The organism is Pseudotenacibaculum sp. MALMAid0570 (assembly GCF_040151415.1).
Lineage (GTDB): Bacteria > Bacteroidota > Bacteroidia > Flavobacteriales > Flavobacteriaceae > Polaribacter.
This window is the reverse complement of sequence record NZ_JBDKWF010000046.1, coordinates 351386-368014: the sequence shown is the minus strand read 5'-3', so window position 1 is coordinate 368014 and position 16629 is coordinate 351386. Positions and strand designations below refer to the sequence as shown.

10 protein-coding genes and 1 tRNA gene are annotated in these 16629 nt (G+C 33.5%); 8 read left to right on the top strand and 3 right to left on the bottom strand.

Annotated elements, in window-relative coordinates; translation table 11 throughout:
- A partial coding sequence (locus AAON49_RS06410) for a DUF8693 domain-containing protein (RefSeq protein WP_349553476.1) occupies window positions 1–4054 on the top strand: 4054 nt, incomplete at its 5' end.
- A gap of 287 nt (window positions 4055–4341) precedes the next feature.
- Here the strand turns inward: AAON49_RS06410 and AAON49_RS06405 are convergent.
- Window positions 4342–4415: transfer RNA gene (locus tag AAON49_RS06405), tRNA-Asn, on the bottom strand.
- A gap of 185 nt (window positions 4416–4600) precedes the next feature.
- Between AAON49_RS06405 and AAON49_RS06400 the strand changes: the two genes are divergently transcribed.
- The 3 genes from AAON49_RS06400 to odhB are packed head-to-tail and all read left to right on the top strand — an operon-like array spanning window position 4601 to window position 9517.
- Window positions 4601–7333 (top strand): 2-oxoglutarate dehydrogenase E1 component, encoded by a 2733-nt coding sequence (locus AAON49_RS06400; RefSeq protein WP_349553474.1) that lies wholly within the window; start codon window positions 4601–4603, stop codon window positions 7331–7333.
- 4 nt (window positions 7334–7337) lie between these two features.
- Window positions 7338–8303: a DUF3887 domain-containing protein gene (locus AAON49_RS06395; protein WP_349553473.1), complete on the top strand. Its 966-nt coding sequence runs from the start codon at window positions 7338–7340 to the stop codon at window positions 8301–8303.
- A 5-nt stretch (window positions 8304–8308) separates the two neighbouring features.
- Window positions 8309–9517, top strand: coding sequence for a 2-oxoglutarate dehydrogenase complex dihydrolipoyllysine-residue succinyltransferase (gene odhB, locus AAON49_RS06390; RefSeq protein WP_349553472.1), 1209 nt, complete (start codon window positions 8309–8311; stop codon window positions 9515–9517).
- Window positions 9518–9590: 73 nt separating this feature from the next.
- Here odhB and AAON49_RS06385 read toward each other — a convergent pair whose 3' ends face one another.
- On the bottom strand, window positions 9591–11993 hold the full coding sequence (locus AAON49_RS06385; RefSeq protein WP_349553470.1) for an inorganic phosphate transporter: 2403 nt from the start codon (window positions 11991–11993) through the stop codon (window positions 9591–9593).
- 77 nt (window positions 11994–12070) lie between these two features.
- Window positions 12071–13273, bottom strand: coding sequence for a porin (locus tag AAON49_RS06380; RefSeq protein ID WP_349553469.1), 1203 nt, complete (start codon window positions 13271–13273; stop codon window positions 12071–12073).
- Between the two features lie 336 nt (window positions 13274–13609).
- On the opposite strand from AAON49_RS06380, the gene AAON49_RS06375 reads away from it, so the two are divergent.
- The 4 genes from AAON49_RS06375 to AAON49_RS06360 all read left to right on the top strand — a co-directional run bounded on the left by AAON49_RS06375 (window position 13610) and on the right by AAON49_RS06360 (window position 16627).
- Window positions 13610–13963 carry a DUF1304 domain-containing protein gene (locus AAON49_RS06375; RefSeq protein WP_349553468.1) on the top strand — a complete coding sequence of 118 codons (354 nt, stop codon included), beginning with the start codon at window positions 13610–13612 and terminating at the stop codon, window positions 13961–13963.
- A gap of 359 nt (window positions 13964–14322) precedes the next feature.
- The gene (locus AAON49_RS06370) at window positions 14323–14985 is read left to right on the top strand and encodes a hypothetical protein (protein WP_349553467.1); all 663 of its coding nucleotides are present in this window, start codon (window positions 14323–14325) and stop codon (window positions 14983–14985) included.
- Between the two features lie 54 nt (window positions 14986–15039).
- The gene (locus tag AAON49_RS06365; protein ID WP_349553466.1) at window positions 15040–15780 is read left to right on the top strand and encodes a hypothetical protein; all 741 of its coding nucleotides are present in this window, start codon (window positions 15040–15042) and stop codon (window positions 15778–15780) included.
- A gap of 178 nt (window positions 15781–15958) precedes the next feature.
- On the top strand, window positions 15959–16627 hold the full coding sequence (locus AAON49_RS06360; protein WP_349553465.1) for a hypothetical protein: 669 nt from the start codon (window positions 15959–15961) through the stop codon (window positions 16625–16627).
- The last annotated feature ends 2 nt before the right edge of the window (window positions 16628–16629 follow it).

Sequence of the window (16629 nt, the reverse complement as noted above, 5' to 3'; positions counted from 1 at the left end):
CCTCAATGCAGATGGTACTCGTATTGCCATAGGAGCTTATCTGAATGATGGAAATGGGACTGACGCTGGTCATGTACGAGTTTATGGAGAATCAGGTGGAACATGGACACAACTGGGAGGTGATATTGATGGTGAGGCTGCAGGTGACGTATCTGGTTATTCGGTAAGCCTTAATGATGCTGGAGATTACTTAATTGTGGGGGGTCTTAACAATGATGACAATGGAAACAATGCTGGACATGCAAGAATATATAATTTCAACGGAACGAGTTGGGTGCAGATAGGAGCCGATATTGATGGTCAAACCGCCGATGAACAATTTGGATTTTCAGTAAGTATTAATGGTGATGGAACTATTGTTGCTATTGGAGCTCGAAGACATAGTCCTGCAGGAATCATACAAGTATATGAGTTTAGTGGAGGCACATGGAATCAATTAGGAAGTGATATTGAAGGAGAGACTTCTGGAGAATGGTTTGGGTATTCTGTATCCATTAGTGCAGACGGCACCTATCTAGTAGGAGGTGCTCGTAGAAATAATAACAGTGCTGGAAAAGCAAGGGTTTTTAAATACGCCTCAGGAGATTGGACACAAGTAGGTTCAGATATTGTTGGAGAGGCTACAAGTGATTTGTTGAGTAATTCGGTCAGCATTAGTGGAAATGCTAGTACTGTTGTCATTGGAGCTCCTTTGAATGATGCTAATGGAACTGACGCTGGGCAAGTAAAAATCATTTCTGTATCACCTGCAAGTATTGAAGTAACAACAGATGATCCGATTTCTATCGCTGCTAACTATGCCTATCTTGGAGGACAAGTGGTTCATGAAGGACTCTCTACTGTTACAGAACGCGGTATTGTGTATTCTACAGCCAATCCAGATCCTTTTATAGGCGATGACAATGTAACAAAAGTAGCCAACGGTTCTGGACTAGGAAGCTTTACTCAAAAAACCACTTCATTACTTGCTGAGACCATCTACTATGTGAAAGCTTACGCAACAAATAGCCAAGGTACAACCTACGGAGAATCCAAGCCTTTCCTCTCAGGGTTGCCCATACAAATCGGACAGGAAATTACAGGAAGCAACAATGAAGATCGTTATGGACAAGACATCGTTTTAAATTCTAATGGAACTGTCATGGTGGTAGGAGCCCCAAAAAATGACACCAATGGAACAGATACTGGACAAGTAACCGCCTATGAATTGATAGGAGATGAATGGATGCCAAAAGGAAATGTACTCAATGGAAGTGCTACAGTTGAAGCTATTGGATACAGTGTTAGTATTAATGATGCAGGAACCATCATAGCCATAGCCACAACAGGAAGTATCACTCAAGGACATGTAAGTATCTATGAATACAATTCAGGAGGCAATACTTGGGATTTAAAAGGATCAAGTATTGCAGTAAACTCATCAGCCTCAGTAAAATTAAATGCTGATGGAACAAAATTAGCAGTGATTTTTGATGAGAATAATGTCGGAGTTATATCAACAGTTAGAACCTATGAGTTTAATGGAAGTAGTTGGGCTCAATATGGAAATGATATTGACGGTTTACATACTCAAGATGTAGACATCAGCAATGATGGTTCTAGAGTAATTACAGCCTATCTATCAATAAACAGTGTTAATGGTAACAATAGTTTTGTAAGAGTGTATGAGTATAATTCTGGGAATGATACTTGGGATCAATTAGGAAACGATCTGGAAGAGTCTATCCCAGACTTAGATTTTGGAACCTCCTTAAGCCTTAACGGTGATGGAACCATTGCAGCTGTAACGGCATATACTAGTAAACAAATTTATAGCTATCAGGAATCAGGTGGTACATGGACACCAATGGGAAGTGCCATCTCATCAACAGAAACCATAGAAAGTATTCAGCTAGATGATACAGGGGAATTCCTAACTGTAGGGTATAACGGAGATGTCGAAAATAAAGGATATATAAGAACCTATAATTTTTCAGCAGACAACTGGATTCAAACCTACACTTCCATCCATGGAAAATCAGCAGACGATCTTTTTGGCAAGAGTATTAGCATCAGTGGAGATGGAAACTCATTTGCTGTAGGAGCACCTTCTCAGCTCTCAACAGCAAAAGGAACCGTTCGTATCTTTCAAACATTTGGATTGCCTGTAGTAACTACAGATTCCATAACATCAATCACAGGAACTACTGCAGATTTTAATGGGACTGTAACAAGTGGAGCTGGATCTTCAATAACAGCAAGAGGGTTTGTTTATTCTTCTAGCCAAGCAGATCTTACCATTGGAGCAAACGGAGTCATACAGATTGAAAGTGGTACAGGCTTAGAATCTTTTCAACAAACAGCTACCAATCTGTATTTCTATACAACCTATTATGTAAGAGCCTATGCAACCAATGCAAATGGAACAAGCTATGGAAAAACTATGAGTTTTACCACTTCCCACGATGAGTACAATATTTTACATACCACGGGTCTTTGGGAAGAAGGAGATAAATGGTCTTATACAAGATCACCCATTGAAACAGACAATACATTAATTTTGGAAGGAAGAACAGGTACGCTAGACACAGGCAATAAAACAGTTGGAAAACTAATCATAAGACCAGGAGCAAAGCTTACCATAGAGTCTGGAAAATCTTTAATTACTACTGACAGTCTTAATATAGAAGAAGGTGCTACGCTGGAAATAGAATCAGGAGGGTCCTTAATTGTAAATGGGGCTTCTACAGGGAAGATTACCTACAAAAGATACTTGCCTAATGATAACTGGTATACCATTTCCCCACCTGTGCAAGGACAAACTTTTGGCAGTTTTGAAGGGAGTAATAATTTGGCTACAGGTAATGGTTATGTAGGACTTATTACCTATCATAATGATGGTGGTGGATATAACTCAACAGGTTGGGAGTTTTATGACTATCCTTTGAATCCAACTGATTCAGCTCGTGTTTTAGAAACTGGCAAAGGATATGCTGTAAGATTACCAGATGCAGGAACCATAAGTTTTACAGGAGCAGCAGCGACTTCTAATGTAATTATAGATACTCCCGTGGGAGCAACAGATTTTTCCTATTTAATTGGAAATCCCTACCCTGCTTATCTTCCTGCCAATGCAACTACAGGAAGCTATACTATCATAGATGAAAATGATTCGAATATGTTTGAAAAATCTTTATGGATTTGGGACAATATACAATATGATTACATTTCAATTAATGATGCATCAACAGCAAGATATATCGCTCCAGGGCAAGGTTTTTTTATACAATCAAATCCTGAAGGAACACAAAGGGTTAAATTTTTAAAAACCCAACGATATCATCAGACCGATGTCTTTAACAGAACAGCACAAAGCACAACAACAAGACCAGAAATAAAACTATTTGTAGACGATGGAGTTAGAAAAAGAGATACAGATATTTTCTATATAGAAGGTACTACCACTGGATTTGATAATGGATATGATGCCACTATGTTTACAATTTTACCTGATGTGTCAGAAATATTCACTCATATGGTCAGCGACTCAGAGGGGAAAGACTTTGATATTCAATCATTGCCCAATAGCAACTATGAAGAGATGGTTGTTCCCATTGGAATTAGTGCCGTGGCAGGAAAAGAACTCATATTCTCTGCTACTGCGGTGAACTTCCCTGAAGGAATTCATGTATATCTTGAAGACAAAGAAACTGAAACATTTACAAGATTAGACTTAGAAGGCGCAGAATATAAAGTAACTCTTACAGAAGATATAACTACCATAGGTAGGTTCTATTTACACACAAATACATCTGCTATATTAAGTTTAAATTCGGTAGACACGCAACATATTAGCATCTACCTCAAAGACAAAGATCTTTTAAATGTAACAGGGATTTACAATCAAGAGTCACAACTAAAAATATACAACATACAAGGAAAAGAAGTATTTGCCACAAACTTCAAAGGAACGGGTCTTAATGAAATTAGACTCCCTAAATTAAGTTCTGGGATTTATATTGTTAGGTTGCAAAACAAGTCAGGAGAAGTTAATAAAAAAATAGTACTCCATTAATAATTATTTGCTGATTTGTAACAGTTGCCCTAACAACAAATTATTTTACCCATGATTTGACACACAAAATAAATCCTTAGAACTTTTTATAAAAGCCAGTAGAGATGCTGGCTTTTATGCTTAAAAACTATTAACAATAATTATATGTTTTACTTATGGGAAAGAATGAATATAGCATATGGTACCTACTGCTTAAAAAAGAAATTTCCTTTTCCTTAAGGGTAGACAGATTTTATAAAAATTAGAAATAAAAAAACCTCGCCAAAATAGCGAGGTTTTGAATGAAGCTCCCCCTCTTGGGCTCGAACCAAGGACCCTCTGATTAACAGTCAGATGCTCTAACCAACTGAGCTAAGGAGGAGTTTGCTATCCAAAATTTGGATTAGCGACTGCAAATATAGACCTTTTTAAAAAATCGCAAAAACTTTTTCATAAAAAACATAAAAAAAATCAACCTGTTGAAAACTGCAAAATCAATTCCTCATTTTTGTAAATAATCGTACTTTTGTACGATTAAATAGCTTATAGACAAAGCAAACGAATTTTATGGACAAGTTTTCGTTCTTGAACGCGGCACATACAGGCTTCATTGCCGATTTATACGACCAATATTTACAAGACCCAGATGCAGTTGAACCTAGTTGGAGAAGTTTTTTTCAAGGGTATGATTTAGCAAATGAAAATTATTCTTTAACAGACGAAGAAGAAGTTTCAAGCCAAATACCAGAAGAAGTAAGAAAAGAGTTTCTAGTAGTAGACCTAATTAATGGGTATAGAACTAGAGGGCATTTATTTACAAGAACAAATCCAGTTAGAGAAAGAAGAAAATATGCTCCTACTCTTGAAATTGAAAACTTCGGTTTATCTCAAGAAGACTTAGATACAACATTTAATGCTGGTGAGGTTTTAGGAATTGGCCCTAAATCTTTAAGAGAAATCATTTCACATTTAGAAAGTATTTATTGCGATTCTATTGGAGTTGAGTACATGTATTTAAGAAATCCTGAAGAATTAAAATGGTGGCAAAATAGGTTGAATCAAAACGATAATCACCCAAATTATTCTTTAGATAGTAAAAAATATATCCTTTCAAAGCTAAATCAAGCGGTTACATTTGAGAGTTTCTTACAAACAAAATATGTAGGGCAAAAGCGTTTCTCTTTAGAAGGAGGAGAAGCTTTAATTCCAGGAATTAGTGTTGCTCTTAGAGATGCGGCAGAAAAGTATGGAGTGAAAGAATGCGTGTTAGGAATGGCTCACCGTGGACGTTTAAACACATTGGTAAATATCTTTAAAAAACCTGTTCGTGACTTATTTAGCGAGTTTGAAGGAAAAGATTTTGAAGATGAAAATATAGATGGAGATGTAAAATACCACTTAGGGTTAACACTCAGTAAAACCTATAGAGACGGAAACAAGATTAAAATGAACTTGGTTCCAAACCCATCTCACCTAGAAACTGTTGATGCAGTTGCAGAAGGAATTGTTAGAGCTAAGATAGATAGAAAATATAATGGTGACGATAGCAAAATTCTTCCAATTCTTGTTCATGGTGATGCGGCAATTGCTGGTCAAGGTGTTGTGTATGAGGTGATTCAAATGGCCAAGTTAAATGGTTATAAGACAGGAGGAACAATTCATGTGGTTGTAAACAATCAAGTTGGATTTACAACCAATTATTTAGATGCACGTTCAAGTACTTACTGTACAGATGTTGGAAAAGTAACGTTGTCACCAGTTTTACATGTGAATGCCGATGATGCTGAAGCAGTTTGTCATGCAATGGAAATGGCGGTTGAATTTAGAATGAAGTTTAAGCGAGATGTTTTTATTGATTTACTAGGATACAGAAAGTACGGTCATAACGAAGGAGATGAACCTCGTTTCACACAACCAAAACTATACAAAGCAATTTCTAAGCATAAGAACCCAAAAGATATTTATGCAGAAAAGCTTATTGCAGAAGGAAGTATTGATGATTCATATTTGAAATCTATTACAGAAGATTTCAAACAAATGTTGAATGACGAGTTTGAGAAATCTAAAAAAGATAGCACTTCAAAAGTTCGTGAATTTATGGAGTCTACTTGGAGTGGTTTCGTTCGTCAACAATTAGAAGCAATGTTGCAACCTGTAGATACTAAATATTCTATAGATAATTTAAAAGACATTGCAAAAGTTGTTTCTACAGTTCCAGATGGAGTTAAGTTTTTAAGAAAGGCTGAACGTATCTTAAAAGGTAGAAACACAATGGTTTTTGAAACCAATCAATTAGATTGGGGAATGGCAGAAACCTTAGCTTATGGTTCTTTGATGGAAGAAGGATATGATGTTAGAATTTCAGGACAAGATGTAGAAAGAGGAACCTTTTCTCACCGTCATGCTATTTTACGTGATGAGATTTCTGAAGAAAGAATTAATCTTTTAAACACTAATCCAAAGAACAAAGGACAAATGAGAATTTACAACTCATTATTGTCTGAATATGGAGTTTTAGGATTTGATTATGGATACGCAATGGCGTTTCCAAATTGTTTAACCATTTGGGAAGCGCAGTTTGGAGATTTTTCCAATGGAGCTCAGATCATGTTTGATCAATATATCTCTGCTGCAGAAGACAAATGGAAAATTCAAAACGGAATCGTTGTTTTATTACCACATGGTTATGAAGGACAAGGTTCTGAGCACTCATCAGCAAGAATAGAACGTTATTTACAACTATGTGCCGAAGATAATATGACAGTAGCAAACTGTACTACTCCTGCAAACTTCTATCATCTATTAAGACGCCATATGAAGCGAGATCATAGAAAACCGTTAATTGTATTTACACCAAAAAGTTTATTACGTCATCCTAAAGCGGTTAGCTCAATGGAAGAATTAGCTGATGGAGGTTTTAAAGAGGTGATTGATGATACGATAGAAGCAAAAAATGTAAAGAAAGTAGTGTTCTGCATGGGTAAATTCTATTATGATTTATTAGCAGAAAGAGAAAAACTAGAAAGAAATGATGTTGCTTTAATAAGAGTTGAGCAACTGTTTCCTTTACACGAAGAAAAGCTACAACAAGTAATAGATAAATATTCCAACGCCGAAAGATTTGTTTGGGCGCAAGAGGAACCTAGAAATATGGGAGCATGGAGTTTTATGTTACAACGTTTTACAAATGTTAAACTTGAAGTAGCATCGCGAAAGTATTATGCTGTACCAGCAGCTGGGTCTAGTGCAAGATTTAAAAAACGTCATCAAGCTGTAATTGATAGCGTATTTGAAAAATAAAAAAATGAAAAAAATATTCTTAGTAGCATTATTGATTTCTTCTACACTTTGTTTTTCTCAAGAACAAGAGAATTATAAAAAAGTAGCAGCACAATTCAAGGATCTATACAACAAAGAAGATTACAAAGCGATCTTTGAAATGTTTGATGCTAATATGAAAACTGCGTTGCCTTTAGAGAAAACAATAGCGCTTTTTAAGAACAATATTGCACCAGCAGGTAAGATTAAATCTATGGAGTTTTTAAAGTTGAGAAGTACTGCTCACATATACAAAACTACCATGGATAATATGATCCTAGATTTTACGATTTCTTTAGATGCAGAAAATAAAATCAATGGTTTTTACGGAGCTATGCATCAACCAGAAAGTACTGGCCCAAAGTTGGAAAGAAATACAACAAAAATGCAATTGCCTTTTAATGAAGAATGGACAGTTGTTTGGGGCGGAACTACCGTAGAACAGAATTATCATGTTGCATATAACAATCAAAAGTATGCCTATGATATCTTGATTATGAAAGATGGGAAAAGTTTTAAAACTGATGGAAAATCTAATGAAGACTATTATGTCTTTGGGAAAGATATTGTAGCACCTTGTAATGCTAAAGTTGTTCAGGTAATTACTGGAGTTAAAGACAACATTCCAGGAGAAATGAATCCAAAACAGTTAACTGGGAATACAGTTGTTTTAGAAACTGCTAATAAAGAGTTTATTCTTATGGCACATTTCAAACAGAACTCTATTGTAGTAAAAGAAGGTCAAGAAGTAAAAACAGGTGAATTGTTAGGTCAATGTGGTAATTCAGGAAATACAACAGAACCACATATACACTTAAGCTTGCAAAACGTAAAGAATATGTTGGAAGCTGCAGGCGGAAAATTGTTTTTTGAGAAAATAAAAGTTAATGGAGAAATCAAGGAAGATTATCTCCCTGTAAAGAATGATAAAATCCAAAATATAAAACGATAAATAACATGGTTTTAGAAATGAAGGTTCCTTCACCGGGGGAATCTATAACAGAAGTAGAAATTGCAACTTGGTTAGTTGAAGACGGAGATTATGTAGAAAAAGACCAACCAATTGCTGAAGTAGATTCTGACAAAGCAACACTTGAACTTCCTGCTGAAGAAAGTGGAGTTATTACATTAAAGGCAGAAGAAGGAGATGCTGTAGAAGTTGGTGCAGTAGTGTGCTTAATAGATATGGACGCTGCAAAACCAGAAGGTTCATCAACTTCAGTAAAAGAAGAAAAAGAGGCTCCAAAAGTTGAAGCTCCTAAGCAAGAAGTTTCTAAAGAAACTTATGCAACAGGAACTGCTTCTCCAGCTGCTAAAAAGATTTTAGCTGAAAAAGGAATAACAGCTTCTTCTATAAAAGGCACAGGAAAAGATGGTAGAGTTACTAAAGAAGATGCTGTAAAAGCCGTTCCAAGTATGGGAACTGCACCAGAAGGAGCTAACAGGTCTGGAGACAGAAAGAAACTTTCTATGTTAAGAAGAAAGGTAGCTCAACGTTTGGTATCTGTAAAGAATGAAACAGCAATGCTAACCACTTTTAACGAAGTGAATATGCAACCAATCTTTGACTTAAGAACTCAATATAAAGAAGAGTTTAAAACAAAACACGGAGTTGGATTAGGATTCATGAGCTTCTTTACAAAAGCGTGTGTAAGGGCTTTACAAATGTATCCAGATGTAAACTCAATGATAGATGGAGATTTTAAAGTAAGTTATGATTTTCAGGATATTTCTATTGCAGTTTCAGGACCAAAAGGATTAATGGTTCCTGTAATTAGAAATGCAGAAGATTTAACTTTTAGAGGAGTTGAAAGTGAAGTGAAACGTTTGGCAATTAGAGCTAGAGACGGACAAATTACTGTTGATGAAATGACTGGAGGAACTTTTACTATTACGAATGGTGGAGTTTTTGGATCGATGTTGTCTACGCCAATAATCAACCCACCTCAAAGTGCAATTTTAGGAATGCATAACATTGTTAACAGACCTATGGCTGTTGATGGAGAAGTAGTTATTCAACCTATTATGTATGTAGCATTATCTTACGATCATAGAATAATTGACGGTCGTGAATCTGTAGGGTTCTTAGTTGCTGTAAAAGAAGCATTAGAAAACCCAGTAGAACTACTAATGGATAACAATGTAAAGAAAGCATTAGAGTTATAATCTTTCTTATACCTATTCAATAAAAAAAGCCTTAGAATTTTTCTAAGGCTTTTTTTATTGAATGAATATTCTTTTATTCTTTAGTAGATAAATGAAACTCTTCATAAGTTTGTAGAAGACTCATCAATGCAGAAATTAAATCCTGAGTCTCTAACAAAATACTAAAATATAATGTAGTATTCTTAGGGCTAGTTTCATCTGTTCTAATTCTTGAAACTTGTTTTTCTATTGAAGCAGAAACATCCTTTAAGAGTTCTTGTTTCTCCTTTAATATTTCATCTAAATCATCAAAAGATCTATTTTCAAAAACAGTACTTATTTGACCCAATAAATTGGTTAAATGGTTGTCTATTTCTTTTAAGTCTTTTAGCTGACCTTTCTTAAGATTCTTATGATTGTTGTTTACATGTTTAAAACTCGCTCTAGAAATATAGCTAATAGATTGTGCGATATCTTGTAAATATCCAAGAACTAAAATATAAAATCTACTTGCCTGAACAGATGTGTCATCTAGTGATTTAATAAAATAGAAAACACCATCTTTTAATCCGTCAATTTCGTCATTCAGTTTACCAACATGTTTATCAGTTTTACGTAGCTTATTTAGATCATGGTTTGCTAAATCATTCACCACATTTGTATACAGTTTGTTTACACGTTGAGCCACCTCAGCAATATGATCTGAACTCTCCTCAATTACTCCATTGATGGTAATTAATTCAGCTCTCTCTATATACTGTTGTTTTTTAACTTCTTTAGATTTTTTTCTATGACGTAACGTATTTCGTCCAATTAAAAAAGCAACTAAAGCTAAAAGAATAGGAATCATTACCATATCCCAGCTTATTAAGTATGCAACAATTGCTGCTGCTATAAATGCTGTAATTGCAGTTAAGAACCAACCTCCAACAACATTAATTACACCTGCTACTCTGTATACAGCACTTTCTCTACCCCAAGCTCTGTCGGCTAAAGAGGTACCCATAGCTACCATGAAAGTTACATAAGTAGTAGAAAGAGGAAGCTTCATAGAAGTTGCAATAGATATTAAAATACCAGCAACAACTAAATTTACAGAAGCTCTTACCAAATCAAATGCTGGTAATTCATAAGTTTTATCTTTAGGTAATTCAATGACTGGTTTTTCAAACTTAGAGTTTATGTAGTCTAATGTTCTTTTAGGAACTATATAATTGATTCCAGCATTAATTCCCATAGAAGCTCTTACAACAACTCTAGATAAAGGATTTGGTTGAAACTTTTCATGACCTTCTCCTTGTCTAGAAAGATTAATTCCGGTTTCAATTACGCTTTTAGCTTTGCTAGAAGTCCATAAAGTAATCACCATAATTGCACCAGCTATTAACAACAACCAAATATTGGAAGGAACTTTTTTGGCTAGAACTTCCATAGAGAAGGCATCAGCCCCAACTCCAGAAATACTCCATGCTTCATATGAATTCCACGCAGCAATAGGCACACCAATAAAGTTTACTAAATCATTACCAGAGAATGCCATCGCTAAAGAAAATGTTCCAAAACCAATAATTATTACAAAAATATTTAGCTTAAATAATTTTAGTAATAAGTATGAAATAAGAGTCCATATAACAGTACTTATAGCTACAATTTTAAGTACATGAATTTCTAGAAAACCTCTTAAAGACATTCCGATTTCACCAGTTTCAGTGTTTAATTTAATGAAGTCTTTTTTAGCTTTTAAAGCTTCTTTTAGTGTTTCATAATTAGTATTGAAATAATTATTTATCCACTCTAGTTGACCTTCAATTCCACCACTGTATAAAATATCTACAATACTTTGAGAATAAGGAGTTCCTTTCATTCCTTTCAAAAACACAAAATAAGTAAGAGCAGATAATGCTAGACCTCCAAATAATGCGTTGACAAAAATTGATTTTCTTTCAAAGTTAAATGAGTAAATCAATCTAGAGAAATACTGAACGATTGCTCCAACAGAAAAAGCGACGACGACAGATAGTAATATCCCGAAGATAATTTTTGCTGCTTTTTCATGATTGATATAACTCCAAATATCAGAAACAGATTGAGATCCTTCAGGGCCGTAAATTTTGATTAATGTAATACAAACAGCAGCTCCTAATAATTCAAATACAATAGATACTGTAGTTGATGTAGGCATTCCTAGCGTATTGAAGACATCTAACAGTAAAATATCTGTAATCATTACTGCCATAAATATGAACATGATGTCCTGATACATGAACATTCCAGGATTAAAAATCCCTTTTCTAGCTACTTCCATCATACCACTAGAAGTGACTGCTCCAAAGAACACACCAATACTAGCAATAATCATGATATTTCTAATAGAAATAGCTTTAGAACCAATGGCTGAGTTCAAAAAGTTAACAGCATCGTTACTAACTCCCACAACCAAATCTACAATAGCTAAAACAGCTAAAGCGACAAGCATTAAAATATACGGATCTCCCATGACTTAGTTTTTAATAGTTTTGCAAAGGTATAGACACTATAGTTAGTCTATGTTATGTTTACGTTATATTATATTTTTTAAAAATGGATGTCTACCTGAAAGCGAACCATTAAATTATTGGCTTTTCCAACAACATCGAGGTAACTTACATCCGATTGTATCTTTAATTTATGACCTAAAATATATTTAGATAAACCTAAAGTATATTGTTTTTCACTTCCTTTTCCAGTGATATTCTCATCCAATTGAATACTGGTGTAACGTCCTGATAATTCTACTGTTTTACTTACCAAATATCCAGTTTGAAGGTTTAATCCATTTCCAACTTGAACAATATCTCCAGTTAAGCTTCCATCAGAGTTTTTAGCAAAAGGATCTTTTGCATCTCTACTTGCATATTCTGCCATTAAAGAGAATCCTTTGTGTTTATACATAGCATCAATAAACCATGTAGAAATATTAGTTTCATAAAAACCAACATCATTTCTCATATAAGACCCTTGATTACTTCTGTTTTTTACAGCATTATTGTTGAGGTCATAAGTAATTCCAATTGCAAGTTTAGCATCCTCTTCAAATTTTAAGTCACTCCCACTATAATCGCCTTTGCTCGCAAAGTTTCCAAAAGGCAAAAACTCTATTCTAGAAGTATATTGATGTCCTCCTAAGTTTCCAGTTGTTACATTTCTTCCTTCTCCTTGAGAGATTGCAAACATTTCTTTTACAATAAATTTGTCTGAAAGTTTAAAGTGATGTCTTAATTGAACTCCCATATCACGATCGATGTTAAAACGACTGTTTACTAAAGATCGATCTACTTGCTGAAGGTTTCCTGACGAAATAACACGCTCTCTATTTCCAGGTAGTTTTGTCTGTCCTAACCATAACACAAAGTTTCCGTGAAAATTCCATTTTAAAACAGCATCTAGGATGTATCTAGGTGAATTATGTGTAAACTCAGATGCTCCTGATATATCTCTATTAGAAAGTCCAAGTTCTAATTTATATTTTAATTTAGGTGTGTAAGCAAATCCATCAAACTTTAATCGCGCTCTACGAACCAAAGATGAGGCTTCAGGATTGTAAAGACCATCTTTGTTTGAATTCCATTGAGAGATGGTTAAGAATTGCATTCTAGCACCAATTTTCATCGAAAAAGTACTGTCTTTTCCAACTAGATTAAATAATCCTTTACCAAATTTAGGTGCATTTGTTTCTTGAGCATGTAAGCTAAGAACTAAGAACATACTTACAGAAGTAAGTATCAATTTAAGTTTCATAAAATTAGTTTTGTCGCTGCAAATAACTAACCTCAATGTTAACTTAATGTTTCTTAATTATTAAAAAATAAAAAACTGCCTTGGCCAAAGGCAGTCATTAAGTATTTAAGAATGAAATAGTTGACAAAACTAATTCTTTTGAACTTAATTAATCCTACAAGATTAGTTACAAATATCTACACCAAGTTTAAAATAATGGTTGGAAAAATTTTAAGGAAACGTTAAGTGTTAGCTCATCATTGCAATGTTTAGTGATTTTACTTAAGGGCTTATTAATTTCCGAGTAACATTTGCTTAACATTTTTAGTACCTTTAAGAAATTTAATTCTTTTTGATATGGAATATTTGTCTGTTATTCTAATTGCTTTTGTGGCCTTTGAACATTTTTATTTTCTAATCTTAGAAATGTTTCTTTGGACCCGACCCAAAACAATAAAGATTTTTGGAATAAGAGATAAACAACTCGCTGAAGACACTAAAGTATTAGCAGCCAATCAAGGTTTATACAATGGTTTCCTATCGGCGGGACTTATTATTTCTCTAATTTTAGAGGATAGTACTATGAGTATTATCTTTTTGTCCTTTGTAATTGTGGCGGGAATTTATGGAGCATACTCTACAAAAAAACCCCGTTTATTTCTTGTACAAGGAATTCCTGCCATTCTAGCTCTTCTGGCAGTATTATTTTAAACAAAAAAAGAACTTCCGTTAACATTTTCTTATAAAAAAGTTAAACTTTTTCTTTTTATAGAAGTTCCGATTATATTTGCGTTCGTTCAAAATAATTTACACCGAAATTTTTGTGATTTAGGATTAAGAATTAGTAGAAAATACTCTAGTATTTATAGTGAATTTTAATCTTTTTAAAAAATAAGGTAGGGTAAATTATAAGTTTCTTGTTTATAGTGAATAGCGTAATTCTGGTTGATTAAAAATTGACAATCAAAATCAAGAATTGATAACCAGACTTCTTATGCTTTTTATTAAAAACTAATTCAACTTAGAACTAATTATAAATTAAAACAAACTCTTAAAAACTTAATTAAATCATGAAATTCACTTTATCCCTAGCTGCCTTTTTAATGATTACTATGGCAGGATTTTCGCAAGTGCCACAGAACAATAGAATAAGTCAATATAGTATAGACTTTACAAGGACAGCTGATAATTCACTAGGAACTGTTGCAGGTAAACTTTACATCGATGAGAAATTTTCTCAAGCAAAAATTAGCAATTATAATGGAGCGACTCTTTTAAGATACAATCCTTATAAAGATGAGATGGAGTTTATGAAGCAAGATCAAATCTTTTACTTAGACAAACATGAAGGAATCAATATCGAATTTGTTAGAGCTAAGAAAAGCTATGTAATAAAAAATGTAAATGGAGAGTTAAAATACTTCGTTGAAGCTTTTAAAGGAAATAATGTTGCTTTTTTAGTAAAAGAAAGAGTAAAGTATTCTCCACCTTCACCAGCAGTAGATAGCTATAGCTCATCTAAACCAGCTAGATTTTCTAGAAAAACAGATGCTTTTTATGTGCAGTTAGAAAATGGAACAATAGCTGAGTTACCTAAAAAGAAGAAGCAAGCAATCAAATTTTTCAAGAAACACAACATAGATCTTAAAGGATATTTGAAGAAAAATAAAATCAACTTTAAGAAAGAAGAAGATGTTGCTAAGTTGATGAACCACATTGACACTTTATCATAAAAGTGATTTATTTTTAGTAAATTAGAAGTGATTTCTAACTTTAAAAAATAAATTATGAAAAATAAAAATTGGATATTTTTTCTTCTTATAGGAATAATTTCACTGACTGGTTCTGCACAAGAAGGAAACTTTACAAGAAGTGGAACTACAGGTGTTGGTATTGATCTTACAAGCTGGAGCGGTTTAACTTTTAGAAATAATTTAGCAACTGAGAATTCTCGAGATGGGAATAAAGTAACTGAAGAATTTTACGAAAGTGTTACGGGAGATTCTCCTTACGTTAATAATGTTTTTGCACCAGCTAAAGTAAACAAATACAAAGATGTTGTTACTGCTAGGTACGATGCTTATAAAGACTTGGTAGTTGTAAAGATTAACGATTCTAAGGCTTTATATTTAGAGAAAAGACTTGGAAATAAAGTTTATTTTATGGCAACCAGAGAAACGTATCAAATTTTTTATGGTGAAAAGGAAAGAGCAGAATTCTTCAAAATTGTAAAGACTGGAAAAAAATCTTCACTGTTATTAAAACAAGAAGTTGTTTTAAGAGGAGGAGAAAAACCTAGAAGCACATACGACACGTATGTAGCTCCGTTTTTTAAAAGACTCAAGGATAAGCTTTACATCAGCTTAGATAATAAAAATGCTGTTAAGCTTCCTACAAACAAGAAAAAATTCTTAAAACTTTTTAATGATAAAGAAAGTAAGATCAAATCATTCGTTAAAAAGAATAAATTAAACATTAAGAATCAAGGAGATATTGGTAAAATTTTGAGTTATTACGCTACGTTGTAAAAACGGTTTACCAAAGATTAAATTTAAAAAGCGACATCATTGATGTCGCTTTTTTATTTCCTTAAATAAGCAACTTGGCATTCTTTTTGAGCATGTGTTGTGTTGTAACTATCTGATAGATAGCTTATTATTTGTATATTTATAATTCTCCACAAACGAGAACTAAAATTTTTTAATGATGAAAACACAAAAAATTATTTTATCTCTAGCTGCATTTTTAATGATAACAATGGCTGGATTTTCACAAATCCCTCAAAACAACAGAATAAGTCAATATAGTATTGATTTTTCTAGATCGGCAGATAATTCACTTGGTCCAGTTACTGGTAAGCTATACATAAATGAGAAGTTTTCTTTAGCGAAAATTAGCAACTATGAAGGGTCTACTTTACTAAGATATAATCCTTATAAAGATGAGATGGAGTTTATGAAAGGAGATCAAATCTATTATTTAGATAAACACGCTGGGATAAAGGTTCTATTTACGAAGAGCAATAAGAATTATGTGATTAAAAATGTAAGTGGAAAGTTGATGTACTTTATAGAAAAATTCAAAGGAGATAAATTGTCTTTTTTAGTAAAAGAAAAAGTAAAATACACACCAGAAACAAAAGCTTCAGATAGTTATAGTTCTGCAAAACCAGCAAGGTTTTCTAGAAGTCCTGACTCTTTTTATGTAGAATTTTCGGATGGTTTGGTTTCAGAACTTCCTAGGAAAAAGAAGCAAATACTCAAGTTTTTTAAAACAAAAAATATAGATTTAAAGAGCTATTTTAAGAAGAATAAAATCAATCTCAAAAAAGAAAAAGATGCGATGAAGTTGATTCGAGATATAAACAAACTTTAACG